Annotated in this window: 25 protein-coding genes; 17 read left to right on the forward strand and 8 right to left on the reverse strand. The window is 59.8% G+C overall.

Annotation, left to right across the window (positions count from 1 at the left end; all coding sequences use genetic code 11):
• On the forward strand, positions 1–107 hold a 107-nt coding region (locus tag REA38_RS13120), incomplete at its 5' end, for an IS3 family transposase (RefSeq protein WP_308886054.1).
• 67 nt (positions 108–174) lie between these two features.
• On the opposite strand, the gene ribA is transcribed toward REA38_RS13120, so the two are convergent.
• Positions 175–768, reverse strand: a complete 594-nt coding sequence (ribA, locus tag REA38_RS13125; RefSeq protein ID WP_019452695.1) for a GTP cyclohydrolase II — start codon at positions 766–768, stop codon at positions 175–177.
• A 279-nt stretch (positions 769–1,047) separates the two neighbouring features.
• Here ribA and pgpB point away from each other — a divergent pair, with 279 nt between their 5' ends.
• Complete coding sequence (pgpB, locus tag REA38_RS13130) at positions 1,048–1,809, forward strand: phosphatidylglycerophosphatase B (RefSeq protein WP_308886013.1); 762 nt, start codon at positions 1,048–1,050, stop codon at positions 1,807–1,809.
• A 22-nt stretch (positions 1,810–1,831) separates the two neighbouring features.
• Here pgpB and REA38_RS13135 read toward each other — a convergent pair whose 3' ends face one another.
• On the reverse strand, positions 1,832–2,626 hold the full coding sequence (locus REA38_RS13135; protein ID WP_033647568.1) for a DeoR/GlpR family DNA-binding transcription regulator: 795 nt from the start codon (positions 2,624–2,626) through the stop codon (positions 1,832–1,834).
• Positions 2,627–3,014: 388 nt separating this feature from the next.
• On the opposite strand from REA38_RS13135, the gene REA38_RS13140 reads away from it, so the two are divergent.
• The 11 genes from REA38_RS13140 to lapB all read left to right on the forward strand — a co-directional run bounded on the left by REA38_RS13140 (position 3,015) and on the right by lapB (position 13,882).
• The gene (locus REA38_RS13140) at positions 3,015–3,818 is read left to right on the forward strand and encodes a transketolase (RefSeq protein ID WP_033634732.1); all 804 of its coding nucleotides are present in this window, start codon (positions 3,015–3,017) and stop codon (positions 3,816–3,818) included.
• Positions 3,819–3,820: 2 nt separating this feature from the next.
• A complete protein-coding gene (locus tag REA38_RS13145) occupies positions 3,821–4,726 on the forward strand; it encodes a transketolase family protein (RefSeq protein ID WP_033647566.1) in 906 nt (301 codons plus the stop codon).
• 10 nt (positions 4,727–4,736) lie between these two features.
• Positions 4,737–5,537 (forward strand): GolD/DthD family dehydrogenase, encoded by an 801-nt coding sequence (locus REA38_RS13150; RefSeq protein WP_308886014.1) that lies wholly within the window; start codon positions 4,737–4,739, stop codon positions 5,535–5,537.
• Positions 5,538–5,600: 63 nt separating this feature from the next.
• Positions 5,601–6,533, forward strand: coding sequence for a D-ribose ABC transporter substrate-binding protein (locus REA38_RS13155; protein ID WP_033653015.1), 933 nt, complete (start codon positions 5,601–5,603; stop codon positions 6,531–6,533).
• Positions 6,534–6,597: 64 nt separating this feature from the next.
• Positions 6,598–7,215 (forward strand): DUF2291 domain-containing protein, encoded by a 618-nt coding sequence (locus tag REA38_RS13160; RefSeq protein WP_308886015.1) that lies wholly within the window; start codon positions 6,598–6,600, stop codon positions 7,213–7,215.
• Between the two features lie 9 nt (positions 7,216–7,224).
• Positions 7,225–8,724: a sugar ABC transporter ATP-binding protein gene (locus tag REA38_RS13165; protein WP_033647561.1), complete on the forward strand. Its 1,500-nt coding sequence runs from the start codon at positions 7,225–7,227 to the stop codon at positions 8,722–8,724.
• A 10-nt stretch (positions 8,725–8,734) separates the two neighbouring features.
• Positions 8,735–9,799: an ABC transporter permease gene (locus REA38_RS13170; protein ID WP_060456994.1), complete on the forward strand. Its 1,065-nt coding sequence runs from the start codon at positions 8,735–8,737 to the stop codon at positions 9,797–9,799.
• Positions 9,792–11,315 (forward strand): FGGY family carbohydrate kinase, encoded by a 1,524-nt coding sequence (locus REA38_RS13175; RefSeq protein WP_103773608.1) that lies wholly within the window; start codon positions 9,792–9,794, stop codon positions 11,313–11,315. Before REA38_RS13170 ends, REA38_RS13175 begins: the two co-directional genes overlap by 8 nt.
• The gene (locus tag REA38_RS13180; RefSeq protein WP_033653021.1) at positions 11,312–12,109 is read left to right on the forward strand and encodes an SDR family oxidoreductase; all 798 of its coding nucleotides are present in this window, start codon (positions 11,312–11,314) and stop codon (positions 12,107–12,109) included. The genes REA38_RS13175 and REA38_RS13180 overlap by 4 nt, the downstream gene beginning before the upstream one ends.
• A gap of 291 nt (positions 12,110–12,400) precedes the next feature.
• A complete protein-coding gene (locus REA38_RS13185) occupies positions 12,401–12,703 on the forward strand; it encodes a LapA family protein (protein WP_004930650.1) in 303 nt (100 codons plus the stop codon).
• A 6-nt stretch (positions 12,704–12,709) separates the two neighbouring features.
• A complete protein-coding gene (gene lapB / locus REA38_RS13190; RefSeq protein WP_033634721.1) occupies positions 12,710–13,882 on the forward strand; it encodes a lipopolysaccharide assembly protein LapB in 1,173 nt (390 codons plus the stop codon).
• 58 nt (positions 13,883–13,940) lie between these two features.
• Here the strand turns inward: lapB and REA38_RS13195 are convergent, their stop codons facing one another.
• Both REA38_RS13195 and REA38_RS13200 read right to left on the reverse strand, forming a co-directional pair.
• Entirely contained in the window at positions 13,941–14,240 is a 300-nt protein-coding gene (locus REA38_RS13195; RefSeq protein ID WP_033653022.1) for an Arc family DNA-binding protein, read from the reverse strand.
• Positions 14,241–14,412: 172 nt separating this feature from the next.
• A complete protein-coding gene (locus REA38_RS13200; protein WP_060420999.1) occupies positions 14,413–14,673 on the reverse strand; it encodes a YdgH/BhsA/McbA-like domain containing protein in 261 nt (86 codons plus the stop codon).
• A gap of 329 nt (positions 14,674–15,002) precedes the next feature.
• Here REA38_RS13200 and pyrF point away from each other — a divergent pair, with 329 nt between their 5' ends.
• Both pyrF and yciH read left to right on the forward strand, forming a co-directional pair.
• Positions 15,003–15,731 (forward strand): orotidine-5'-phosphate decarboxylase, encoded by a 729-nt coding sequence (pyrF, locus tag REA38_RS13205; protein WP_308886016.1) that lies wholly within the window; start codon positions 15,003–15,005, stop codon positions 15,729–15,731.
• Between the two features lie 10 nt (positions 15,732–15,741).
• A complete protein-coding gene (gene yciH / locus REA38_RS13210; protein WP_033647552.1) occupies positions 15,742–16,068 on the forward strand; it encodes a stress response translation initiation inhibitor YciH in 327 nt (108 codons plus the stop codon).
• 190 nt (positions 16,069–16,258) lie between these two features.
• Here yciH and osmB read toward each other — a convergent pair whose 3' ends face one another.
• From osmB to REA38_RS13230, 4 genes are all read right to left on the reverse strand, one after another.
• Positions 16,259–16,477: an osmotically-inducible lipoprotein OsmB gene (gene osmB, locus REA38_RS13215; RefSeq protein WP_004945176.1), complete on the reverse strand. Its 219-nt coding sequence runs from the start codon at positions 16,475–16,477 to the stop codon at positions 16,259–16,261.
• A gap of 272 nt (positions 16,478–16,749) precedes the next feature.
• Entirely contained in the window at positions 16,750–17,496 is a 747-nt protein-coding gene (locus tag REA38_RS13220; protein ID WP_004930631.1) for a DNA-binding transcriptional regulator YciT, read from the reverse strand.
• Between the two features lie 50 nt (positions 17,497–17,546).
• Positions 17,547–19,979, reverse strand: a complete 2,433-nt coding sequence (locus REA38_RS13225) for a formate C-acetyltransferase/glycerol dehydratase family glycyl radical enzyme (protein ID WP_308886017.1) — start codon at positions 19,977–19,979, stop codon at positions 17,547–17,549.
• Between the two features lie 4 nt (positions 19,980–19,983).
• On the reverse strand, positions 19,984–20,883 hold the full coding sequence (locus tag REA38_RS13230) for a glycyl-radical enzyme activating protein (protein ID WP_049232979.1): 900 nt from the start codon (positions 20,881–20,883) through the stop codon (positions 19,984–19,986).
• A 149-nt stretch (positions 20,884–21,032) separates the two neighbouring features.
• On the opposite strand from REA38_RS13230, the gene fsa reads away from it, so the two are divergent.
• On the forward strand, positions 21,033–21,698 hold the full coding sequence (gene fsa, locus REA38_RS13235) for a fructose-6-phosphate aldolase (protein ID WP_308886018.1): 666 nt from the start codon (positions 21,033–21,035) through the stop codon (positions 21,696–21,698).
• Positions 21,699–21,966: 268 nt separating this feature from the next.
• Entirely contained in the window at positions 21,967–23,688 is a 1,722-nt protein-coding gene (locus REA38_RS13240) for a ShlB/FhaC/HecB family hemolysin secretion/activation protein (protein ID WP_308886020.1), read from the forward strand.
• Positions 23,689–23,726: the final 38 nt, after the last annotated feature.

Genomic DNA, 23,726 nt, shown 5'->3' on the forward strand with positions numbered 1-23,726 from the left:
AAGAAATAGAGAACTACATTGATTACTATAACCACAGCCGCCTCAGAGAGAAACTAAAAGGCCTGAGTCCGGTAGAGTATCGAACCCAGGCCATGAAGGCCGCCTGAATTTACATCGTCCAACTTCTGGGGGTCAGTTCACAAGGCGCCCTGATTGTTTCCGCCGCGGCGGCGATCACTTCTGGTCGAGCAAATGGCCCATTTTGGCGGCCTTGGTCGCCAGATAGTGTTCGTTCTTCGGGTTACGGCCGACGATCAGCGGCACGCGCTCGCTGATGTTGATGCCGGCTTCGGTCAGGATCTCGACCTTTTTCGGGTTGTTGGTCAGCAAACGCACCGCGTCGACGCCCAGCAGTTTGAACATGTCGGCGCACAGGGTAAAGTCGCGCTCGTCGGCGGCGAAGCCGAGCTGGTGGTTGGCTTCCACGGTGTCTGCGCCCTTATCCTGCAGGGCATAGGCGCGGATCTTGTTCAACAGGCCGATATTGCGGCCCTCCTGGCGATGATAAAGCAGAATGCCGCGGCCTTCTTCGGCGATTTGCTCCAGCGCGGCTTCCAGCTGAAAACCGCAGTCGCAGCGCAGGCTGAACAGGGCATCGCCGGTAAGACATTCGGAATGCACGCGCGCGAGCACCGGCGCTTCGCCGGAAATATCACCGAATACCAGCGCCAGATGGTCATGCCCGGTCGCCAGTTCTTCGAATCCTACCATCAGGAAATCGCCCCAAGGTGTCGGCAGTTTAGCCTCTGCCACCCGTTTAAGCTGCATGTCACTCTCCACAAAAACCTACGATTCAATCATTGTCGCGCATCCTAAGTCCGGTTCGGTAAATTGACCAAGACTAAAACGTGCTGCGCCGATCTCTATTTCGTTAATTATCGGCTATTTTGCCACAACTTCTTGCCGGGCGGTGCTCAGCAAACCAGCAGATGGCGTTTTCCGGCTACCTATTATTGCGATAGGTTGCCTATCTGTTTAATTTTTCGCGTGTTATCAAGATTACACTCTTGTTACACTGCAGTCTGATTCACGCAGAGGAAAACGGGAATGTATGAGATAGCAAAACGCACGGCGGGCGGCGCGCTGCTGCTGCTGTTGATGCCGCTGGCGGTCTGGGTATCCGGCTGGCACTGGCAGCCCGGCGGCAATGATCGGCTGCTGAAAGCGCTGTACTGGGTGACCGAAACCGTGACCTCGCCGTGGGGCATTTTGACCAGCGCTATCCTTTGCGGTTGGTTTTTGTGGTGTCTGCGCTTTCGGCTCAAGGCGGCCATCGGTCTGGCGATCCTGCTTTCCGCCGCGTTGGTGATTGGGCAGGGGATCAAGTCGCTGATCAAGGATCGGGTGCAAGAACCGCGGCCGTTTGTGGTATGGCTGGAGCAAAACCACGGCGTGGACGGCAAATACTTCTATTCGCTGCATCGCAAAGAGCGCAGCGCGCTGGTGCGCGAGCAATTGCAGGATCAGACCCTGGTGCCGAACTGGCTGCGCAAGCACTGGCAGTTTGAAACAGGCTTCGCTTTCCCGTCGGGGCATACGATGTTCGCCGCCACCTGGGCGCTGTTGGGCGTAGGGCTGCTGTGGCCGCGCCGCCATTATAAAACCGTCGTGCTGCTGATGGTGTGGGCAACGGGGGTGATGGGCAGCCGTTTGCTGCTGGGCATGCACTGGCCACGCGATCTGGCGATGGCCACGCTGATCAGTTGGCTGTTGGTGGTGGTCACCTGCTGGCTGGCGCAGCGCTGGTTTGGCCCGCTGACGCCGCCGCCGCAAGAGCAGCAGGAAATCGCGGCGCGCAAGCCGGAATAAGCATTCTTCTCGCAGGCGCCCGTCAGGCGCCTGCCACCAACACCTTTACTCCCACCTTCTCAAAGGCCTGTATGGCGGTATTGCTGATACCGTCGTCGGTGATCAAATAGTCGATATGCTGCCAGTCACAGGGCAATGCGAACATCGACACCTTATCGATTTTGCTGGAGTCGGCAACCACATACACCGTGTTGGCTGCGTTGATCATCGCCGTTTTCAGTTTGATGTCGGTCTCGCTTGGGAAACTGAGGCCGTGGCGGGGTGAGATGCAGGCCGTTGCGAGGAACAGTTTCTGGGCCAGAACGTTCTCGAAGAAGCCGGCGGCTTTGTCCCCCGAAGTGGAAAGCGTCGGAAATTTGAACGAGCCGCCGGTCAGCAAAATGTTCACGCCCGGTTCGCCGCCCAGCTGCAGCGCGATATTGACGCCGGTGGTGATAACGGACAGTTTCTTGATGTGGCTCAGGTGATTGGCGATAGCCGTGGTGGTGGTGCCCGAATCAAGAATGATGGTGTCGCCCGGTTCGATAAAACCGGCGGCGAGCTTGCCGATGCGATCCTTGGCGGTCAGGTTGACCTGGCGTTCCAACAGCATGGCATGGGTGTTTTGCTTGCCATCGACCAGGGTTGCGCCGCCGTGGAAACGCTGCACATAACCTTGTTGCTGCAGGACCCGCAGGTCGGTGCGAATGGTCGCTTCGGTCAGCTTGAAGGTATCGGTCAGCATTTTGACCGTCGCCGAGCCGTCTTCGCGGATCATGTCGAGGATCTTTTCGCGCCGTTGCTGCATTTCCGCCAGCTGTTCGCTTTTGCTTTTCAATCGAAAGACTCCTGCACCTGTCAGTTCCCGCCGGGCGGTTTGCCACGGCAACTCCTTATTGATGCGCTGAATTTTAGCTCGCGATTATTGATAAAGCTATGGATAAACCCGGTCAACCCATATTGATTTTTATTCGAAAGTCTATGGTGTCAGCGAAAGTCACCGGGTAAAACGAATTTTAAGTTGTTTGAATACTTTTATTTCATTGTTATTAATTGCTTTTTGTGAATTGTGATTCCGCCTGCTGCGTGCTTTTGCTTGAAATTTGATCTTGCCCACATTAATTATCGTTTTTGCTGCATATGATTTCCATTCGAAAATCAAAGGCGGGTTGGCGGATCGTTTTAGAGGCGATAACGATAATCAACGAGCTCAAACAGAGGTGACGATGGACTTCCAGGCGATTAAAAACACGGCGCGCCAGGCGCGCCGATATGTGGTGACCATGAACCATAAGGCAGGCAAGGGCCATACCGGCGCCGATCTGTCGGAAATCGACATCATCTGCACCTTGTATATGGCGGTGATGGATCGCGGCAATGCCCGGCCCGATCAGGATCGGTTCATTTTGTCTAAAGGGCATGGCGCCGGCGGTTTTTACTGCAGTTGCGCGGCGATGGGCCTGCTCGATCCGGCGGTGCTCGATCAGTTCATGGGCGACGACACCTTGCTGGCCGGGCATCCGGTGCGGCAGAAGCTGCCGGAGCTGGTGGAGATCAACTCCGGCGGTTTGGGGCATGGCCTGCCGATCGCCGTGGGGCTGGCGCTGGGCAACAAACTGGCCGGGCGCGCACATCGCCGCGCTTTCGTGCTGCTGGGCGACGGCGAGCTGGCGGAGGGATCCAACTGGGAGGCGGCGATGGCGGCCAGCAAATTCAAGCTGGATAACCTGATTGCCATCGTCGATCGCAACCGGCTGCAGCTGGCGGGCAAGACAGAGGCCATCATGCCGCTGGAGCCGCTGGCGGAAAAATGGCGCGCTTTCGGTTTCGAAACCCTGGAATGCGACGGGCACGATCCGGCGGCGCTGGTGGCGGCGATCCAACGCCCGAGCCAAGACAAGCCGCGGGTGATTTTGGCCAATACCGAAAAGGGGCACGGCGTGTCGTTTATGGCTAACGTTGCCGCCTGGCATCACGCGGTACCGGACGAACAACAGCTGGCGCAGGCGCTGGCGGAACTGGAGGGGTGAACATGCAGGACTTACGCGATGCCGTGGTGACGGCGTTGATCGAAGAGCAGCTGGCGGGGGCAGATCTGAGCGTGATGGTGGCGGACTCCACGTCCACGTCGAAAATCGCGCCCTTTGAGCAGGCTTATCCGGAGCGTGTGGTGAACGTCGGCATCGCCGAACAAAATATGGTGGGCATGGCCGCCGGCATGGCGCTCAGCGGCCGCACGGTCTTTACCGCCAACGCCGCGCCTTTCCTGTTCGCCCGTTCTAACGAGCAGATGAAAAACGATGTTTGCTACACGGAAACCAACGTGAAAATGCTCGGCCTGAATGCCGGATTCGGCTATGGGCCGCTGGGGGCGACGCACCACTGCATGAACGATATCGCCATCGCCCGCACGCTGGGCAATCTCAGCGTCTATGCGCCGGCGGATGCGCGGCAAGCGGCAGAGATTGTCCGTTATGTCATCGCGCAACCCGGCCCGGCCTATATCCGTATGGACAGCGACAAGCTGCCGGTGCTGAACGCGAGCTATCACTTCCGCCCCGGAGAGCCGGAGGTACTGCATCAAGGCTCTGACAGCCTGGTGTTTTGCCTGGGGACGGTGGCGCACGAGGCGATGAAGGTGCTGGAATTGGGCGATAACCCGACCATCGTCTCGCTGCCTTCGCTCTGGCCACTCAATGAGGCGGCGGTAGTGGCGTTGATGCGTTCGCACCGCCGGGTGCTGACCATGGAGGAGCACGCCCTCAGCGGTGGCCTGGGCACCATCATCGGTGAGCTGTTGCTGCGGCATCAGCTGCCGCGGCCGTTTACCGCGCTGGGCGTGCCGGCTTATGAATTTACCCACAGCAGCAGCCGGGCGGCGCTGCGGCGGCAATACGCCATCGACGCCGCAGGGTTGCATGCTCAGTTAACGCCATAGGGGGAATGCGATGGAGCGGAACGAATACGACGTTAATTTACGCTACGGTGTCGATAGCCGGATGTCGCTGGCAGGGAAAGTGGCGGTGATCACCGGCGGTCTGGGCGGCATCGCGATGGCTGCCAATCGCCTGCTGCTGGAAAAGGGCGCGCGCCTGGTATTGATGTATCCGGCCTTCGAACAGGACAAGGCCGCGGCGGCGCTGCGGGAGTTGGGTGAAGAACAGGTGTGCTGCCAGGTGTGCGACGTGACCGATTCCGACTCGGTGGCTGCCGCCTTCAACGCGGCTCAATCTCGCTTTGGCCGGCTCGATATCCTGGTCAACTGCGCCGGCTACGTCAATCTGCAACCGGCGACGGAAGTGACGCTCGAGGAGTGGCAGCGCCATCTGGCGGTCAATCTCACCGGGCCCTTCCTGTGTTCGCAGGAACTGGCGCGCCGTGCGATAGCCGCCGGCCACGGCGGGAAAATCATCAACATCGCGTCGCAGGCGGCCTCCATCGCCATTGACGATCACTGCGCTTACACCGCCGCCAAGGCGGGGCTGCTGGGCATGACCAAGGTGATGGCCAAAGAATGGGCGCCGCACGGCATCACCGTCAACACGTTATCGCCCACCGTAGTGCTGACGCCTATGGGAGAGAAAGCCTGGCACGGCGAGAAGGGCGAGGCGATGAAAAAGCTGATCCCGCTGGGGCGCTTTGCCTATACCGATGAAATCGCGGCGGCGATCCTGTTTTTTGCCAGCAACGGCAGCGACATGATCACCGGCGCGGACCTGATGATCGACGGCGGTTTTACCATTTGGTAAGCGGCAACCGCAGCGATCGCCAACACCAGACGATGTTCAACACAACGATAAGAGAACACCATCATGAGAAAAATAGCCACTTACCTTACACTGCTCACCGGTTTTGCCTGCACCTCTGCCATGGCGGCGGAAAAGGGCACGATCGCCATTCTCGTCAACTCGCTGGACAACCCTTATTACGCCGCGGAAGCCAAGGGGGCCGAGGCCAAAGCCAAGTCGCTCGGCTATCAGACGCTGGTGCTGTCGCACGGCGAAGACGTTAAGCGCCAGGGGGAGCTGATCAGCCTGGTTATCGGCCGCAAGGTTCAGGGCATCATTTTGGATAACGCCGATTCTCAGGCCAGCGTCGCCGCCGTGCAGCAGGCGAAAAACGCCGGTATTCCGGTGGTACTGATCAACCGCGAAATCCCGGTCGATGGCGTGGCGTTGGCGCAGATCACCCATAACAACTTCCAGGCCGGCTCGGACGTCGCCAACCAGTTTGTCGAAAAAATGGGGGAAACCGGCAAATACGCCGAGCTGACCTGCAACCTGGCGGACAATAACTGCGTCACGCGCTCGCAGTCGTTCCACAACGTGATCGACCAATACCCTGAGATGGTCAGCGTGGCGCGGCAGGATGCCAAGGGCAATCTGCTGGAAGGGAAACGCATCATGGACAGCATTCTGCAGGCGCATCCGGACATCAAAGGCGTGATCTGCGGCAACGGCCCGGTAGCGCTGGGCGCAGTGGCGGCGCTGAAGGCCGCCGGCCGGCAGGATGTCACCGTGGTGGGCATCGACGGCAGCAACGATGAACGCGACGCCATTCTCAACGGCAGCCTCTACGCAAGCGTGATGTTGCAGGCGCAGGCGATCGCCGCGCAGGGCGTTGAAATCCTCGACGGCTATTTCCAGTCCGGCAGCTATACCGGCAAGGAGCGCGTGATGTTCCGCGGCATCCTGATCGGCAAAGACAATGCGCAACGGGTCAGTGACTTCAACTTCAAACCGTAATCCGCGCTGAGCGGCGTCTTTCACCACCCCGTCCCGGCGGCGGGGTGCGATCGGAGGTGTTGTTATGTCGATGCGCATTGCGCTGACCGTCACCGTCGTCCTGGCGTTGAGTGGTTGCCGTATCGTTTCGGAGACAAAGCTGGCGGAGCTTCGCTCCCCGGTGAATCCGCATGTGGCGCAGGCGGCGGAAATTTACCGCGGCCAAATCGCTCCGCAAGCGGTCAAAACGGCGCAGCCGCTGGGCGAGCTGCTCGCCCGGATCGCCCAGGCCAAGGATTTTGACAGCGCCTGCGATCTGCTGGGGTACCGCGCTCAACCGGAGTTCCCTTGTTATTTCAACGTTAAGGTCAGCGGTGAAGTCGCGGCGGTCAACACCCGTTCGCGCAGCGGAAAATTAACGCTCAAGCTGACCGATGCACCGCTCAGCAGCGTGGAGGTGCAGATCGGGCCGGTTTATCGCGGTACGGCATTGCGCGACAGCTATCGCGGGCTGAGCTACAGCGATTTCAATGACCAAGCGCTGTTCGGCGATTTTGCCAGGGCGATTAATCAGGCTTCGATCGACGAACTGGCCGGACCCCCGCCCAAGGTGGGTGACCATATTACCGTGTACGGCGTATTCAGCAGCTGGCAGGCGCCTGCCGAGCCGCTGTTGATCACGCCGGTACGCATTCAACCTTAAGGGGGCGTGATGAGCGATCCGGTCATTATTCAAACGCGCAACGTTTCGCGTCTCTATCCTGGCGTCACCGCGTTGGATAGCGTGAGTTATCAAGTGTTTCGCAATCAGGTCAACGTGCTGATCGGCGAAAACGGCGCCGGCAAGTCGACCATGATGAAGCTGCTGGCGGGGGTGGAAACCCCGTCCTCCGGCACCATCGAGCTGGAGGGTAAAGCGGTGACGCTAACTTCCACGCAGCAGGCGGAGCGGCTCGGGATCAGCATTATTTTCCAGGAGCTGAACCTGTTCCCCAACCTGTCGGTGATGGACAACATTTTTATGGCCAACGAGTTCTTCCAGCGTGGCCGCATCAATGTGGACTATCAATATCAGCTGGCCAAATCCTTGCTGCAGCGGCTGGAGTTGGACATCGATCCGCATACGCCGTTGGGCAGTCTCGGCATCGGACATCAGCAACTGGTGGAAATTGCTCGCGCCTTGGCGAAGGACACCCGGGTGCTGATCATGGATGAGCCGACGTCGGCGCTGAGCCAGGCTGAAGTGCGCACGCTGTTTCGGGTGATCGCCGATCTGAAAAAACGCGGCGTCACCATCATCTACATTTCTCACCGTCTGGAAGAGCTGATGGAGATTGGCGATCGCATCACGGTGTTTCGCGATGGGCGTTTTGTTGCCGCCGAGCCGGTCTGCAACGTCAGCATCCCGTGGATTATCGAAAAGATGGTCGGGGAAAAGAGCAAGCACTTTGATTATTGCGCGGCAGAGCAAGGGGATGAAGTGCTGAAGGTTGAGCAGTTGACGCTGCCGCGTGAAAACGGTGGCTATTGCCTTAACGACGTCAGTTTTTCACTGCGCAAAGGGGAAGTGATCGGCATTTATGGCCTGTTGGGCGCCGGCCGCACCGAACTGTTCAAGGTGATCAACGGCGTGATGCGCCAGACGGCAGGCCGCATTCTGCTCAACGGCAAAAGCGTGGAGCGGTTGGGGTTTCGTCAGCGCATGGCGTTGGGCATGGCGCTGGTGCCGGAAGACAGGCAGGCGGAGGGCTTGGTGCAGATGATGTCGATCAAGGCCAACATGACCCTGGCCAGCCTGGGGCGCAACGCGCTGCGGCCGTTGGCGTCGGCCGGGGAGTGTGCGTTGGTCGACGGCATGATCGAAAAACTGGCGATCAAGGTGAGTGACCGGGAGCTGCCAATCACCAGCCTGAGCGGCGGCAATCAGCAGAAAGTGGTGTTGGGCAAGGCGCTGCTGACCGGGCCGCAGGTAGTGTTTCTCGATGAGCCGACGCGCGGAATCGACGTCGGCGCCAAAACGGACGTTTATCACCTGATTGGCGCGATGGCACGCCAGGGGCTGGCGGTGATGTTCTCTTCGTCGGAGCTGGATGAGGTGGTCTCACTGGCCGACCGGGTGATGGTGATGGCGGACGGGAAACTGACGGCCGATCTGCCGCGCGAACGGGCCGATCGCGAAACGCTGATCCGCGCCTCAACCCCACACGCATAAGGATAAGGCAATGCAAACCAAGTATCGGTTGTATATGTATTTGCTGCAGGCGCGCACCTTCATCGCCCTGTTGCTGGTGGTGCTGTTCTTCAGCGGCATGGTGCCGAATTTTCTGACCGTCTCCAATCTGCTGATCATGACGCAGCACGTGGCGATTACCGGGCTGCTGGCGGTTGGCATGACGCTGGTGATCCTCACCGGCGGCATCGATTTGTCGGTCGGCGCGGTGGCGGGCCTGTGCGGGATGATCGCCGGTGCGCTGTTGACCGTCGGTATCCCGCTGTGGGATGGCAACCGGCTGTTTCTCAACGTTTTCGAAGTGATCGGCGCGGTGGCGCTGTTGGGCGTGTTGTTGGGGTTGGTCAACGGCACGCTGATCACGCGGCTCGGCGTTGCGCCGTTCATCTGTACTCTGGGCGCAATGTACGTGGCGCGTGGTGCGGCGTTGTTGACGGCGGACGGTAAAACCTATCCCAATCTGGTGGGCATGGAAGCGCTGGGCAACACCGGTTTCGCGGCCCTGGGATCCGGCACCTTTCTCGGGATTTACAACCCGATTTGGCTGATGTTGGCCATCGTGTTGTTGGGGATCTATCTCACCAAGAAAACGCCGCTGGGCCGTTATATCTATGCGATTGGCGGCAATGAGCCGGCGGCGCGGCTGTCGGGAGTGCCGATCGTCAAAGTGAAAATGTTCGTCTATGCCTTCTCCGGGCTGTGTGCGGCGCTGGTGGGGCTGGTCATCGCTTCTCAGTTGCAAACCGCGCACCCGATGACCGGCAATATGTTCGAGATGGACGCCATCGGCGCGACGGTGCTGGGCGGTACGGCGCTCAGCGGTGGCCGCGGCAGGGTATTTGGTTCGATCATCGGCGCCTTTGTGATCGTTTTTTTGGCGGACGGTCTGGTGATGATGGGCGTCAGCGAGTTCTGGCAAATGGTGATTAAAGGGCTGGTGATCGTTACCGCCGTGGTGATTGACCAGTTCCAGCAGCGTTTGCAGAGCAAGGTCATTTTGATGCAGCGGCAGGATAAAAAAGCGGTGCAACCGCTGGCTGAGGTGAGCCATGGCTAAAGCGGATTGCATTGTCGCGTTGGACGAAGGCACCAGCAACGCCAAGGCCGTGGTGGTGGATGCGCAGGGGGCGATCGTCGCCAGAGCCAGCAGGCCGTTGACGCTGCAGACGCCGCAGCCCGGTTGGGTGGAACAGCGGGGCGAGACCTTGCTGGCAGCCTCTGTGGCGGTGCTGCGGGAAGCGATTGCGTTGGCCGGCGCATCCCGTATTGCCGGTATCGCCATCAGCAACCAGCGTGAAACCGCCATCGGCTGGCGGCGTTCCAACGGCCAGCCGATCGGGCCGGCCCTAACCTGGCAATGCGCGCGCGCCGCCGATTTCTGTGAACGGCTGCGGCACGATCGGCAGGCCGAAGTGGTGCGTCGCGCCACCGGCCTGCCGCTTTCACCGCTATTCTCGGCGGCGAAAATGCGCTGGTTACTCGATCGCTGCGAAGGGGGGCAACGGATGGCGGAGAACGGGGAAATCTGCCTTGGCACCATCGATGCCTGGCTGCTGTGGCAGTTGAGCGGAGGACAGGCATTCGGCTGCGATACCTCCAATGCCGCTCGCACCCAGCTGTTGAACCTTGCCTCCGGCGATTGGGACGAGCGGATGCTGGCGCTGTTCAACATTCCCCGCCAGGCGCTGCCGACGATTTCCCCCTCCAGCCATGTGTTCGGCGTGACGTTGGGATTGGAAGGCATTGCCGACGGCATTCCGATTGGCGCGATGGTCGGTGATTCGCATGCGGCGCTGTACGGCCATGCGCTCGGCCAGGCGGGGCAGGTTAAGGCCACCTATGGCACCGGTTCATCGGTGATGGCGCCGATCGCCGAAGCGCAATGCGACACGAGCGCTCTGGCAACGACCGTCGCCTGGCACGATGGCGAGCGTATGCAGTATGCGCTGGAGGGCAATATTCCCCACACCGGCGACGCCATTGCCTGGATGCTGGATATCACCGCCATGCCGGCGGGGGACGAGACGCCGTTAAGTGAACTGCCTGTTTGCGTGGCCGACAGCGGTGGCGTCTATTTTGTGCCGGCACTGACCGGGGTCGGCGCACCTTGGTGGGATGAGCAGGCGCGCGGCGTGATCTGCGGCCTCAGCCGCGGCACGCGGCGGGAACATTTGGTGCGGGCCGCATTTGAGTCGGTGGCTTATCAAATCGCCGATGTGATCGGCGTATTGCGGCAACAGCCGGGTTTTGCATTGCAGGGGTTAATGGCCGATGGCGGCCCCAGCCGCAATGACTGGCTGATGCAGTTTCAGGCCGATCTGCTGGGTTGCCCGGTGTGGCGCAGCAACACGGCGGAACTCTCGGCGCTGGGGGCGGCGCTGATGGCGATGCGCAGCCTGTGGGGGACTACCGATCGGCAACTGGCGGCATTGTTGCCCCAACATGATGAATTTAAACCCGATATGCAGCGCCACCGGCAGCTGCAGGAAAACTACAGCGCCTGGCGGCAGGCGGTGCAACGCACCCTGTGGCGGCCGCAGGCGAGCTCATTGATGACAGGAGAACAACCATGAATCGTGATTTCACGGGGAAAACCGTGGTGATTACCGGCGCATGCCGCGGCATTGGAGCCGGTATTGCTGAGCGCTTCGCCCGTTTGGGTGCCAATCTGGTGATTGCATCGAATGCGGAGCGCATTCTGACCACGGCGGAAACGCTGCGCCAGCGTTATGGTGTGGAGATTCTGCCGGTGATCCTCGACGTCACCGATGAGGCGCAGGTGGTTGATTTTTATCGTCAGGCTTGGGAGCGATTCGGCGCGATCGACGTTTCCATTCAAAACGCCGGGGTGATCACTATCGATCGTTTTGACCAGATGCCCAAAAGCGATTTTGAGAAAGTGTTGGCGGTAAATACCACTGCGGTGTGGCTCTGCTGCCGGGAAGCGGCTAAATATATGGTCGGCCAGCGCAAGGGGCGGCTGATCAACACCTCTTCCGGTCAGGGGCGTAACGGATTCATTTACACACCGCATTACGCCGCCAGCAAAATGGGCGTGATCGGCATTACGCAAAGTTTAGCGCTCGAGCTGGCACCGTATGGCATTACCGTCAATGCATTCTGCCCCGGCATCATTGAAAGCGAGATGTGGGAATATAACGACCGCGTTTGGGGCGAAATTCTCAGCGGGCCGGAAAAAACCTACGGCAAAGGGGAGTTGATGGCCGAGTGGGTGGCGGGCATTCCGCTCAAGCGCGCCGGTCAGCCCGAGGACGTGGCGGGTCTCGTGGCCTTTCTTGCCTCGGACGATGCCGACTACATCACCGGCCAAACCATCAATGTGGACGGCGGGTTAATCATGTCATGACGTGACTGTGTCACAAAAACGCGGCGTCGGAACGGCGCCGCATTAACCGCTTACATTTTCCCGCCATTGCAATCCGCGCCGTCGCCCCCATATCCTTATAAATTCGACGTTTTGAGAAGCTTTCTCATCAATTTGTTCGCTAAGGCCGTTTACTGCCGAATATGCCAGCAGATATGTGGTTTTATCGTGCCGCAGGGTTTCCCTGCCGCAGTGGGAAATGCTAACTTAAGGGTTAGGGACGCCACGTTTTGGCATCGTTCATCCGATTCACTCGGCATCGCGGGAAAGAATGTGAAATATTTGCTGATTTTTTTGTTGGTTCTGGTGATCTTCGTGATTTCCGTCACCTTGGGTGCGCATAACGATCAGGTGGTCAATTTCAACTATCTGGTTGCGCAGGGTGACTATCGCGTATCGACCCTGTTGGCCACGCTGTTTGGCGCCGGTTTTGTTCTCGGCTGGATCATTTGCGGCCTGTTTTACCTGCGCACGCGCATTGCGTTGGGCCGCGCCGAGCGCAAGATCAAAAGGCTGGAGCTGCAGCTTGAGCAGCCCGCTGAACCGGCGGCTCAGCCCGTTGTCAGCAAGGAATAATCCTCTATGTTAGAACTGCTGTTTCTGTTGCTGCCCGTGGCTGCCGCGTACGGTTGGTACATGGGGCGCAGAAGCGCTCAGCAGGATAAACAGCAAGAAGCCAACCGCCTGTCGCGTGAATACGTGGCAGGGGTGAACTTTCTGCTTTCCAACCAGCAGGACAAGGCGGTCGATCTGTTCCTCGACATGTTGAAAGAGGACAGCAACACCGTTGAAGCCCACCTGACGCTGGGTAACCTGTTCCGTTCGCGCGGCGAAGTCGACCGCGCCATCCGCATCCACCAGGCCTTGATGGAAAGTGCCTCCCTGACCTTTGAACAGCGCCTGCTGGCGGTACAGCAGCTGGGCCGCGACTATATGGCGGCCGGGCTGTACGATCGCGCGGAAGACATGTTCAGCCAGTTGACTGACGAAGCGGATTTTCGCGTATCGGCGCTGCAGCAACTGCTGGTGATCCATCAGGCCACCAGCGATTGGCAAAAAGCGATCGACGTGGCGGAAAAGCTGGTCAAGCTGGGTAAAGAGAAACAGCGCGTCGAGATCGCGCACTTCTATTGCGAACTGGCGCTGCAGGCGATGGGCAGCGACGATCTCGATCGGGCGATGAGCCTGCTCAAACGTGCGGACGCAGCCGATAAACAGTGTGCGCGCGTATCCATCATGTTCGGGCGCATCTACATGGCGCAAAACGACTACGCCAAAGCGGCAGAGTCGCTGCAACGCGTGCTGAGCCAGGATAAAGAGTTGGTCAGCGAAACGCTGCCGATGCTGCAGGAATGCTACACGCATCTGCCGGAACAACAGCACAGCTGGGTTGAATTCCTGAAACGCTGCGTGGAAGAGAACACTGGCGCCACCGCCGATCTGATGCTGGCCGAGATCATCGAACAGCACGAAGGGCGCGACGTGGTGCAGGTCTATATCAACCGCCAGCTGCAGCGCCATCCGACCATGCGCGTGTTTTACCGGCTGATGGATTATCACCTGGCGGACGCCGAAGACGGCCGGGCGAAAGAGAGCCTGCTGCTGTTGCGCGATATGGTCGGCGAGCAAATTCGCACCAAGCCGCGTTACCGCTGCCACAAATGCGGCTTCACTGCGCACTCGCTCTATTGGCATTGCCCGTCGTGCCGAGCCTGGTCATCGGTCAAACCGATCCGCGGTCTGGACGGGCAATAACGCGGCGGCGGGGCAAAACAAAACGGGGCGATTATCGCCCCGTTTTTTCGTTTGCCGCTTACTTTTTTTTGCCGCCTTTGGCGCCGGTTTTCAACAGCTGGCGCAGTTTCTTCAGTTCTTTCTGGCTCAGCGGCTGTTCAACCTCTTCTTCGGTGCTTTGATTGTCGATCTCGCCGTGGTGCAGCTCATCCGCCTTTTTGGCCGGCTTTTCTGCCTTGGCGGCGGGCGCGTTGAAGCTGTTTTCCAGGCGCTGGCATACTTCCACGCTCAACGAAAATTCGTTTTCAGCGGCGGCGGCGCGGATTTTTTCCTTCAGTTCCAGAGGAATTTTGATGGTAAGTGTCGATATCTCGCTCATTTTGAAAGCCTTTCTGCAGGAAGATGCTTTCAAGCTAAGCCACTGGCGATCGGGTGTCTAGTGTGTAATAAAAATTTAATATTTCTGTAACAAAGAAGGGTGAGGCAAACGCGGGTTTTTTAGGCGAGAAACAGAGGCAGGGCCCGAGCGTGCGGGCCCTGTACCGGAAACATTATTTATAGATGATCGCGGTGCCGCTCAGCATGTTGTTACCGCCGGCGGAGATGATGCGGTAGCTGCCGGCGCCTTGGGCATCGGCTTTAGCGGCCAGTTTTTTCTCCAGGCTGCTGAGGGTGGTCGCATGGCCCGCGGAAACGATGCCGCTGGCGGTCAGGCTGTCAGCCTGTTGGCTGTTGACCGGCTCAGCGGCGAAGGTAGCGAAAGAGGTCAGTGCGATAGCGGCAGCGGCTGCAAAATATTTGATGGTTTTCATAGGTGACTCCAGTCTGTTTATTTAGGAAGGAAGCCATTCGCTTCCGATGTGGTGAATAATAAAGCATCTGCGCCGTTTGAAAATCTGATAATGCTGAGCAAGTTGTTCAAAATTTTTGATTGAGAATTTACGCATCTTTACGACGTTTTACGCTGCGTGGTTTATCGCTGACGCGCTTTTGTTGACGCGCCATGACAAAGGTGAGAGGTAACATGACAGAGCGGCGGTACGCGCTGCGGCTGGGATTTCTGGCCCCCGGCATGTAGAATGCGGCGGTCAGTTTCGCGGGTGAGTACCTGATTATGTCCATTTTACAGAAGGTAGAAGAAATGAAGTCTGAAAATAACGCTAATAACAATGACTTAAAATCATCTCCAATCGTTGTGGCGTTAGATTACGCCGATAAGAACGCTGCGCTGGCGTTCGCCGACCGTATCGATCCGCAAGACTGCCGGCTGAAAGTGGGCAAAGAAATGTTCACGCTGTTTGGGCCGCAGCTGGTGCGCGATCTGCACGGGCGCGGTTTCGACGTGTTTCTCGACCTGAAATTCCACGATATTCCCAATACCACCGCGCATGCGGTTGCGGCGGCGGCCGAGCTGGGCGTTTGGATGGTCAACGTCCATGCCAGCGGCGGCACGCGCATGATGACCGCCGCTAAAGAAGCGCTGCTGCCTTACGGAGCGGATGCGCCGCTGCTGATCGCCGTGACGGTGCTCACCAGCATGGAAGCGGAAGACCTGCGCGGCATTGGCATCGAGGCCAGCCCGGCGGAACACGCCGAGCGCCTGGCGCGCCTGGCCCGCGACTGCGGGCTGGACGGCGTGGTCTGTTCGGCACACGAAGCGCAGCGCCTGAAGGCCGCCTGCGGGCAGGCTTTCCAGCTGGTTACGCCGGGGATCCGCCCTGAAGGCAGCGCGGCGGGCGATCAGTGCCGTATCATGACCCCGGTGCAGGCGCAGGCCGCCGGCGTGGACTACATGGTGATTGGGCGTCCGATCACCCAATCTGCGGATCCTGCCGCGACGCTGCGCGCGATCCGCGCCTCTTTGGCCTGAGGAAGCAATGATGAATGACGATAACAGCCGCCTGGTGTATTCCACGGACACCGGCCGCATCAAGCAGGAAGACGTTAAGCCGCAACGCGCCAAGGGCGACGGCATCGTGCGCATCCAGCGTCAGACCAGCGGCCGCAAGGGGAAGGGGGTATGCCTGATCGCCGGCGTCGATCTGGATGATGCCGCGCTCGACAAACTGGCGGCCGAGCTGAAAAAGAAATGCGGTTGCGGCGGTTCGGTGAAAGACGGGATTATCGAGATCCAGGGCGATAAACGCGATCTGCTCAAACAGCTGCTGGAAGCCAAAGGCATGAAGGTCAAACTGGCGGGCGGTTGAGGTGAATCGCCATGCCGCGGTGCAATACTGCGGCATGGCTTGAGGTTGTTGCTGCCGGGGGTTAGCCCGTTAACGGCAAAAGAACCATAGACTTAAAGTAAAACAGACCTGAAATCATCGTTATTCTGGTTAATACGTCAAAGCGCCGAGGCGCTTTTGCCAGCCTGTCGGCCGAGGTCTCTCGGTCAGGTTATTTGCCAACCTGGTGACCGATGATGCCCCCTACCGCAGCCCCACCCAGCGTGCCCAACGCGCTGCCGTCTGTCAGCACTGCGCCGCCGACTGCACCGGCGCCGGCGCCGATAGCGGTGTTGCGATCGCGTTTGGACATGTTGGAACAGGCGCTGAGTGAAAACGCCAGAGTCAGTGCCAGCGCGGCGGTGGCGAAACGTTTATTGATAATCATCATAATGACTTCTCCTTAGCATTGGCTATATGGAAGTGCCCTATAAGTATAGGCGTTAACCATAAATCAGGCCTGCCGTTGATTCCCGTACAGTATCGATATAAAAAAAATGGCATTTTTTGTTAACGGCCGAATAATTAGCAAGTTACGGCCCAAAAGGCGCCGAAACTGAGTATAGGTTTCTCGGGAAGGATAAACAGGTAAATAGTCTTAAAATCCCGCTGCGCAAGGGGAAGGCGCGCGGTGTAGCCCGCGCGGTGCGGCGGTGACCTGCGTTATTCGTTAACCAGCTCCACCTGTACGCCCTGGCGTTTCAGCTGATGCTGATACTCCAGCGCCAAGCGCGAATCGGTGATCACCCGGCTGATCTGGCCGGGCTGCGCCAGTGGGTTGGGCTGGATCTGGCCGAATTTGCTCGAGTCCGTCAGCACGATATTCTCCACGCCTTTGGCCAGCACCGCGCTGACTACGTCGGCGCGCATCATGTCGCGGCCGGTAAAGCCGGTTTCGGCCTGAAAGCCGTCAATGCCGATAAACGCCTTGTTGAAATGCACCTGCTGAATGCACAGCCGCGTAAGCGGGCCGACCACGGTCTCGCTTTTCTTCTGGTACATGCCGCCCAGCACAATCACGTCGCAGTCGGTTTCTTTCAGCAGGTTGGCGATGTAGTGGCTGACGGTGATCAGCGTAATGCGCTTGCGCTCGGCGATGTAGCGCGCCAGCAGGGCATTGGCGCTGCCGCTCTCGATGAAGATCGTCTCGCCGTCGTTGACCTGCGCGGCGGCATATTGCGCCAACCGTTGTTTGAGGGTGAAATTGGACATCATGCGGGCGTCGACGTCGTCGCTCTCCAGCGCCACGGCGGAACCGTGTACCCGCTTCAGATAACTGCGCTTTTCCAGCAGGTTGAGATCCTGCCGGATGGTGACTTCCGAGACGCCCGAGGCGCGCGCCAGCTCATTGACGCTGATCCGCCGGCGATCGTTAACCAACTGCAATATGGTCTGTTGTCGTAAATTCATATCGGCCTGATGATGCGGCCGCCAAGGCGCGGCCGCTAAGAGTCAAAGGTTTAAAGAGTATGTTCTGTGCGCGCAATAATATCATCCTGCGCCTCAGGGGATAATGCGGTAAAGAAGGCGGAATAGCCAGCTACGCGAACCACTAAATCACGATATTGGTCAGGGTGTTGCTTCGCCGCCAGCAGCGTTTCGCGCGACACGATGTTGTACTGCACATGCCAGCCGCGATAGCTCTCGAAGAAGGTGCGCAACATCAGCATCAGCTTTTCCCGATCGCGCGGGTTGTCCAGCGTCGCCGGGTTCAGCTTTTGGTTGAGCAGCACGCCGCCGAGGATTGCCTCGGTAGGCAACTTGGCGAGCGAATTGAACACCGCGGTCGGCCCCAGGTGGTCGGTGCCGGACGCCGGGCTGGCGCCTTCCGCCAGCGGCTGGTGCGCCTTGCGCCCATCCGGGGTGGCGAGGGTGGCGGCGCCGAAGGGCACGTTGGCCGAGATAGACGAGGTGCCGGCGTAGTAGCCGCCGCCTATCGGCCCGCGGCCGAAGCGGGTGTTGCGATACTGCTTCAGTTCGTCGATGTAGGTTTGGTAGGCGCGCACCAGCAGCCGATCGACCTCGTCCACGTCGTTGCCGTATTTGGGCGCGGCGTTGAGCAGCCGCTGGCGCAGCTGTTCGCCATCCAGCCCGGCGAAGTCGTCGGCCAGCGCCGCCGCCAGCCGCTGCTGGCCGATCGCCCCTTGCTCGAACACCAGTTTGCGCACCGCCGCCAGGCTGTTGCCGAGGTTGGCGATGCCGACCTGCAGGCCGGAAACCCAGTCGTACTTGGCGCCGCCTTGCTTGATGCTTTTGCCGCGTTCGATGCAGTCATCCACCAGCGCGGAGCAGAGAATATCGTGGGCGTTCTCCTCCAGCACGCTGTCCACCACGCATTCGATCTCAATTGACTTGCGCGTGTAGTAGCGGATTTGTCGGTCCCAGGCGGCCATCACCTGATCGAAATCGGCGAAGTTTCCTTTGGACAGCGCCTGTTCCTGCGGCAGGAAAATCTGCCCGGAGGTGGCGTCGCGGCCCTGTTCCAGCGCCGCCAGCAGCACGCGGGCAAAGTTGATGAAGCTCATGCCGGTGCAGCGATAGCCCCATTTGCCGCCGACGGCGGTCTCGATGCAGCCGATGGCGGCATAGTCGTAGGCGTCCTGCGGTTCAACCCCCAGCGTGATGAACTCGGGAATGACGATTTCGTCGTTGTTGAACGCCGGCATGCCGAAGCCGCAGCGGATTACCTGCACGCAGGCGTCGAGGAAATCGGCGCTCATTCCTGCGTGGTAACGCACGCTGAGGTTGGGTTGGGTGGAGCGCAGGCGGCCGCAGGATTCGAGAATGGTGTAGGACAGCGGGTTGACCGCGTCGCACGGCCGGCCGTCGAGCAGTTTTTGGCCGCCGATGGTGACGTTCTGGTACAGCGGGCTGCCGGCGGAGGCCTTGGAGTGCGAGCCGGAGCGGATCTTGTTGACCTCCAGCAGCTTCAGCCAGCAACTGTGCAGCAGCTCGATGGCGTCTTCCCGCGCCAGGTTCTGCTCCAGCTCGACGTCGCGCCGATACCAGGGATAGAGATATTGGTCGAGGCGGCCGAAGGAAACCGAATGGCCGTTGGATTCGATCTGCAACGTCAGCTGGATGAAATAGCACAGCTGCAGCGCCTGCCAGAAGGTGTGCGGCGGGCGATGGGCGATCAGGTCGCAGTTGTCTGCGATAGCCAGCAGCTCGGTGCGCCGCCAGTCGCGGGTTTCGCGCTGCGCCATATCGCGCGCCAGGCGGGCGAAGCGCAGGATGTGCTCTCTCAGCGCCGCCAGCACGATGTCGATGGCGTTGAGAAACTGCGCTTTATGCAGATCTTCCCATTCGGTCAGGCGCAGGCGGCTGCTGCGCGCGTTCACCTTTTCACGCAGGCCGTCGAGGCCTAGTTCCAGCAGCAGCGGGAAGTTGACCGCCAGGTGGGCGTCGCCGGAGGTCATGTTGCCCTCGGCCTTGATGATGCCGGTGGCGAGCAGCGCCTTCTGTTCGTCGGTAAACATGCCATAGCAGCGATCCTGCACCGTTTGGCCGCGCCACCAGGGGCAAAGACGGTGCAAAATCGCCTTGTTCTCTTCGCTTACCGAGAAGCCGGCGCCCGGCCGGTCGGCCAACTGGTCGATCTCGTTTTCTATCCAGCCGACGGTGTATTCGGGGAAGATCGGCGCGGCGCGCAGCTCGCTGGCCTGGTTGCCGACGATCAGCTCGTCGTTGGCGATCCAGATGCTGCGCTTCGCCAGATGGTTGGCCAGCGCCAGCGCGCGGCGCACCGGCAGCGGCCGATCCTGATGGTGTTGATAGGCCTCGGTATAGTGCTGAGCGCGTTCGGTGCACACCGGCGGTTTGACGATGTGAATCAGCGCGTTCTTATGCGCCTGGATACGGGCGCTGAGGGTTTTCAAATCCAACGTAGTCATGGCGTTATCCTCGCAAAATGGCGCTCAGGCCTTTGGCGCCGGCGTACGCTTCGGCGAAGGCCAGCAGATCGGGCGCGTCCAGCGGCGTGCGGGCGGCGCGGTAAGGTTCGCCGAGCAGGTGATACTTGTTGATGCCCAGCGTGTGATACGGCAGAAAATGGATCTCCGATACGCCGATCTCGTCGGCGGCGAAGTCGACAATCGCGCGGACAGAATGGCGATCGGCGTTGAAATCGGGGATCAGCGGCACGCGCACGGTCATTGGCACGCCGTGCGCCGCCAGCCGGCGGAAATTGTTCATCACCCGACGGGCGGAGCCGCCGGTCCAGGTTTTGAAACGCGCTTCATCGGTGTGTTTGAGATCGGCCAACAGCAGATCCAGCCAGGGCAACGAAGGGGCGATGTAACGCCACGGAACGTGCAGACAGGATTCGACGGCGGTGTGGATGCCGGCTTCGCGGCCGCGCCGCAGCAGCTCCGCCGCGACCTCCGGCTGCATAAAGGGTTCGCCGCCGGACAGCGTTACACCACCGCCGCTGCGCAGGTAGAAAGGCTTATCCCGCATCACCTCGGCCATGATATCGTCGAGGTTGACCGCGCTGCCGCACAGGCTGAGCGCGCCGGTCGGGCAGGCGGCGGCCAGCGCCGCATAGTCGTCTGCGCTGATGGCTTCGCGCCGCAGCGTCAGCGCGCCCTCGTCACGCTGCAGGCCTTGCGGGCAGCGCTCGGCGCACAGCGTACAGCCGCTCAGGCACAGGCGTTCGTCAAACAGCAGATCCGCGTGGCGCGAGCGGCTTTCGGGGTTCTGGCACCAGCGGCAGCTCAGCGGGCACCCTTTTAAAAAGACCACGCTGCGGATACCGGGGCCATCATGGGTCGAGTAGCGCTGCAGATTGAAGAACATGAGTCACCCGTTTGGCGTTGCTGAATCTTTCGCCATTAAAGGTGTTTCGAATGAAGGTTGGATTGATTTTGGTCAAAGGTTGGCGGGGTTTTTGCCCTATGATGATCAGAGTTTGAATCCGCCCACAGAACATGACACAGGAGTCCGTGATGGAGCTTTATCTCGATACCGCCGATGTGACGGCGGTAAAACGCCTGGCGCGCATTCTGCCGCTGCACGGCGTCACCACCAATCCAAGCATCGTGGCGAAGGAAGGCAAGCCGATCTGGGAAGTGCTGCCCGCGCTGCGCGACGCCCTCGGCGGCACCGGCAAGCTGTTCGCGCAGGTGATGGCGGCCGATGCGGAGCGCATGGTGGCGGAGGCCGCGTTGCTCAGCCAGCGCGTACCGGGGCTGGTGGTCAAGATCCCCGCAACCGCCGAAGGGCTGGCGGCGATCAAGAAGCTTAAAACGATGTCCATCCCAACGCTGGGCACGGCGATATACGGCGCCGGGCAGGGGCTGCTGGCGGCCCTGGCCGGGGCGGAATACGTGGCGCCTTACGTCAATCGGGTGGACGCGCAGGGCGGCGACGGCATCGAAATGGTGCACGAGCTGCAGCAGCTGCTGAGCCTGCACGCGCCGTCGGCGCAGGTGCTGGCCGCCAGCTTCAAGACGCCGCGCCAGGCGCTGGAATGCCTGTTGGCGGGTTGCCAGGCCATCACGCTGCCGGTGGATGTGGCGGAGCAGTTCCTGAGCGCGCCGGCGGTGCAGGCCGCGGTCGAGAAATTCGAACAGGATTGGCAGGGGGCGTTCGGCAGCAATTTGCTGGGCTGATAGCTGTCCGTCTCGTTTACTGATTCTCCTCCCGATCGACAATTAATTTTAAAGGATGGCGCATCATGGCGTCATCCTCCCGCCGTTTCGCCATTCTTCGCATGCCCGCCGCCTCCCTTATGGTTTTGTGAATCGCAGCGCCATAAAGCTGTTGATTTTTCCCCCTCGAAGCTCATAATTCGCCCCAGAGTAAGTTTATTTACATTAATTTACTTAACTTATGATTTTGACCAAATAAATAACTATAAGTAACGGTGAGGAGCCAAGGATGCGCTCAGATTCAGATACTGCTCGTGCTTTACTTTATTCTATCCGCTGCGGGCTGTCGGGATTATTGATCGGCGTCGTACCCCTGTTTTCCGCTTCGGCGTCTACCAGCGATGGAATGGCGTCCATTGATGCCCGCGAACAGCAGCGCCAGCAGGAGCGCGAGCGCGCCCTGCAACAGCAAAATGCCCCACAGGCCGATGCGCGCCTTTCCCGTCCCGACGTTGTGCTGCCCGATTACCCAACCGATGAACGCCCTTGCTTCATCATCAATCGGCTAACGTTGGTCGGCGAGTCTGCCGATCGCTTTCAATGGGCGTTGAACGCCGCGGCGGATGCCAGGGGCCGCTGTTTGGGTAGCCAGGGCATTGTGCTTGCCATCAACAAGGTGCAAAACGTCATACTGGCCAAGGGCTATGTCACCACACGCGTGATGGCGCAGGAGCAGGACTTGACCACGGGCGTGTTGGCGCTCACGCTGCAGCCGGGGCGTATCGGTGAGATCCGCTTTGAGGAGCCGGTCTCCTGGCGTGGGCGGCTGTGGAACGCTATTCCTGCCTCACGCGGCGATATTCTCAGCCTGCGCGATATCGAACAGGGGCTGGAGAACCTCAGGCGGGTGCCCAGCGCCAATGCCGATATTAAAATCGTACCCGGTGCCGAGGACGGAACCAGTGACCTGCAGGTCAACTGGCACGAAGGGCGCCCGGTGCGGCTCAGCCTGGGGCTGGACGACAGCGGCTCCAAAAGTACCGGGCGTTATCTCGGTTCGGCCACTCTGGCTATCGATGCGCCGTTTGCGCAGAATGACCTGTTTTACGCCAACATCGGCAAGGATGTGTTTCAGCACGGGCCGTTCGGCAACCGTTCACATACGCTGAACTACTTTTTCCCGGTGGGATATTGGGCTTTCTCGGCCAATTACAACGACTACACCTATCACCAGAACATCCCCAACGCCAATGAGGTGCTGCGCTACAGCGGCAAGAGTGACAACATTCAGTTGACCGTCTCCCGGTTGCTGTACCGCGACCAGTCACACAAGTTAACGCTCAACCTGCGCGGCTACCGCAAGCACTCGACTAACGCCGTGGACAACGTTGATATTGTGTCGCAAAAACGTCGGACCGCCGGCTGGGAGCTGGGGCTGAATCAGCGCAGCTACTTCGGTACCACTACGCTGGACGCCAATATCAACTGGCGCCGCGGCACCGGCGCATTCAATGCCCTGCCTGCCCCGGAAGAGTCGCGTCATGAAGGCAGCGCACGTACCGGCATTTTGCTCGGCGACCTGGGTATCAATCAGCCGTTCTCCTGGGGCGATCAGCCCTGGCGGGTGTATACCAGCGTAAGGGGGCAGTGGAGCCCGAACGCGCTGACGCCGCAGGAGCGGATGGCCATTGCCGGGCGTTACACGGTGCGTGGCTTTGACGGTGAACAGATGCTGTCCGGCGAAAAGGGCCTGCTATGGCGCAATGAAATCGCCTGGAACGTGTTTTCTCGCGGGCATGAATTGTATCTGGCCGCCGACTACGGCCGGGTGGACGGCCCAAACACCCGCCACTTGGTTGGCCATCAATTGGCGGGCAGCGCGCTCGGCGTGCGCGGCGCGCTGTGGGGGCGATTCAGCTATGACCTGTTTGCCGGCGTTCCGCTCTACAAGCCTGCGGGGTTCCATACCTCCGGCGCGACCGCGGGTTTTAGCGTAAATCTGGAAATCTGAACATCGCGATACCGGCAGCGTTGCTGCACTGACCTGAA

The sequence above is a fragment of the Serratia sp. MF1(2023) genome (assembly GCF_030954545.1).
GTDB classification, from domain to species: Bacteria; Pseudomonadota; Gammaproteobacteria; order Enterobacterales; family Enterobacteriaceae; genus Serratia; species Serratia sarumanii.

What these genes read in the sequence shown, in the direction of transcription:
- ribA (WP_019452695.1), bottom strand. Translation starts at nt 768, where the DNA reads ATGCAGCTTAAACGGGTGGCAGAGGCTAAACTGCCGACACCTTGGGGC.
- pgpB (WP_308886013.1), top strand. Translation starts at nt 1,048, where the DNA reads ATGTATGAGATAGCAAAACGCACGGCGGGCGGCGCGCTGCTGCTGCTG.
- REA38_RS13140 (WP_033634732.1), top strand. Translation starts at nt 3,015, where the DNA reads ATGGACTTCCAGGCGATTAAAAACACGGCGCGCCAGGCGCGCCGATAT.
- REA38_RS13145 (WP_033647566.1), top strand. Translation starts at nt 3,821, where the DNA reads ATGCAGGACTTACGCGATGCCGTGGTGACGGCGTTGATCGAAGAGCAG.
- REA38_RS13150 (WP_308886014.1), top strand. Translation starts at nt 4,737, where the DNA reads ATGGAGCGGAACGAATACGACGTTAATTTACGCTACGGTGTCGATAGC.
- REA38_RS13155 (WP_033653015.1), top strand. Translation starts at nt 5,601, where the DNA reads ATGAGAAAAATAGCCACTTACCTTACACTGCTCACCGGTTTTGCCTGC.
- REA38_RS13160 (WP_308886015.1), top strand. Translation starts at nt 6,598, where the DNA reads ATGTCGATGCGCATTGCGCTGACCGTCACCGTCGTCCTGGCGTTGAGT.
- REA38_RS13165 (WP_033647561.1), top strand. Translation starts at nt 7,225, where the DNA reads ATGAGCGATCCGGTCATTATTCAAACGCGCAACGTTTCGCGTCTCTAT.
- REA38_RS13170 (WP_060456994.1), top strand. Translation starts at nt 8,735, where the DNA reads ATGCAAACCAAGTATCGGTTGTATATGTATTTGCTGCAGGCGCGCACC.
- REA38_RS13175 (WP_103773608.1), top strand. Translation starts at nt 9,792, where the DNA reads ATGGCTAAAGCGGATTGCATTGTCGCGTTGGACGAAGGCACCAGCAAC.
- REA38_RS13180 (WP_033653021.1), top strand. Translation starts at nt 11,312, where the DNA reads ATGAATCGTGATTTCACGGGGAAAACCGTGGTGATTACCGGCGCATGC.
- lapB (WP_033634721.1), top strand. Translation starts at nt 12,710, where the DNA reads ATGTTAGAACTGCTGTTTCTGTTGCTGCCCGTGGCTGCCGCGTACGGT.
- REA38_RS13195 (WP_033653022.1), bottom strand. Translation starts at nt 14,240, where the DNA reads ATGAGCGAGATATCGACACTTACCATCAAAATTCCTCTGGAACTGAAG.
- REA38_RS13200 (WP_060420999.1), bottom strand. Translation starts at nt 14,673, where the DNA reads ATGAAAACCATCAAATATTTTGCAGCCGCTGCCGCTATCGCACTGACC.
- pyrF (WP_308886016.1), top strand. Translation starts at nt 15,003, where the DNA reads ATGAAGTCTGAAAATAACGCTAATAACAATGACTTAAAATCATCTCCA.
- yciH (WP_033647552.1), top strand. Translation starts at nt 15,742, where the DNA reads ATGAATGACGATAACAGCCGCCTGGTGTATTCCACGGACACCGGCCGC.
- osmB (WP_004945176.1), bottom strand. Translation starts at nt 16,477, where the DNA reads ATGATGATTATCAATAAACGTTTCGCCACCGCCGCGCTGGCACTGACT.
- REA38_RS13220 (WP_004930631.1), bottom strand. Translation starts at nt 17,496, where the DNA reads ATGAATTTACGACAACAGACCATATTGCAGTTGGTTAACGATCGCCGG.
- REA38_RS13225 (WP_308886017.1), bottom strand. Translation starts at nt 19,979, where the DNA reads ATGACTACGTTGGATTTGAAAACCCTCAGCGCCCGTATCCAGGCGCAT.
- REA38_RS13230 (WP_049232979.1), bottom strand. Translation starts at nt 20,883, where the DNA reads ATGTTCTTCAATCTGCAGCGCTACTCGACCCATGATGGCCCCGGTATC.
- fsa (WP_308886018.1), top strand. Translation starts at nt 21,033, where the DNA reads ATGGAGCTTTATCTCGATACCGCCGATGTGACGGCGGTAAAACGCCTG.
- REA38_RS13240 (WP_308886020.1), top strand. Translation starts at nt 21,967, where the DNA reads ATGCGCTCAGATTCAGATACTGCTCGTGCTTTACTTTATTCTATCCGC.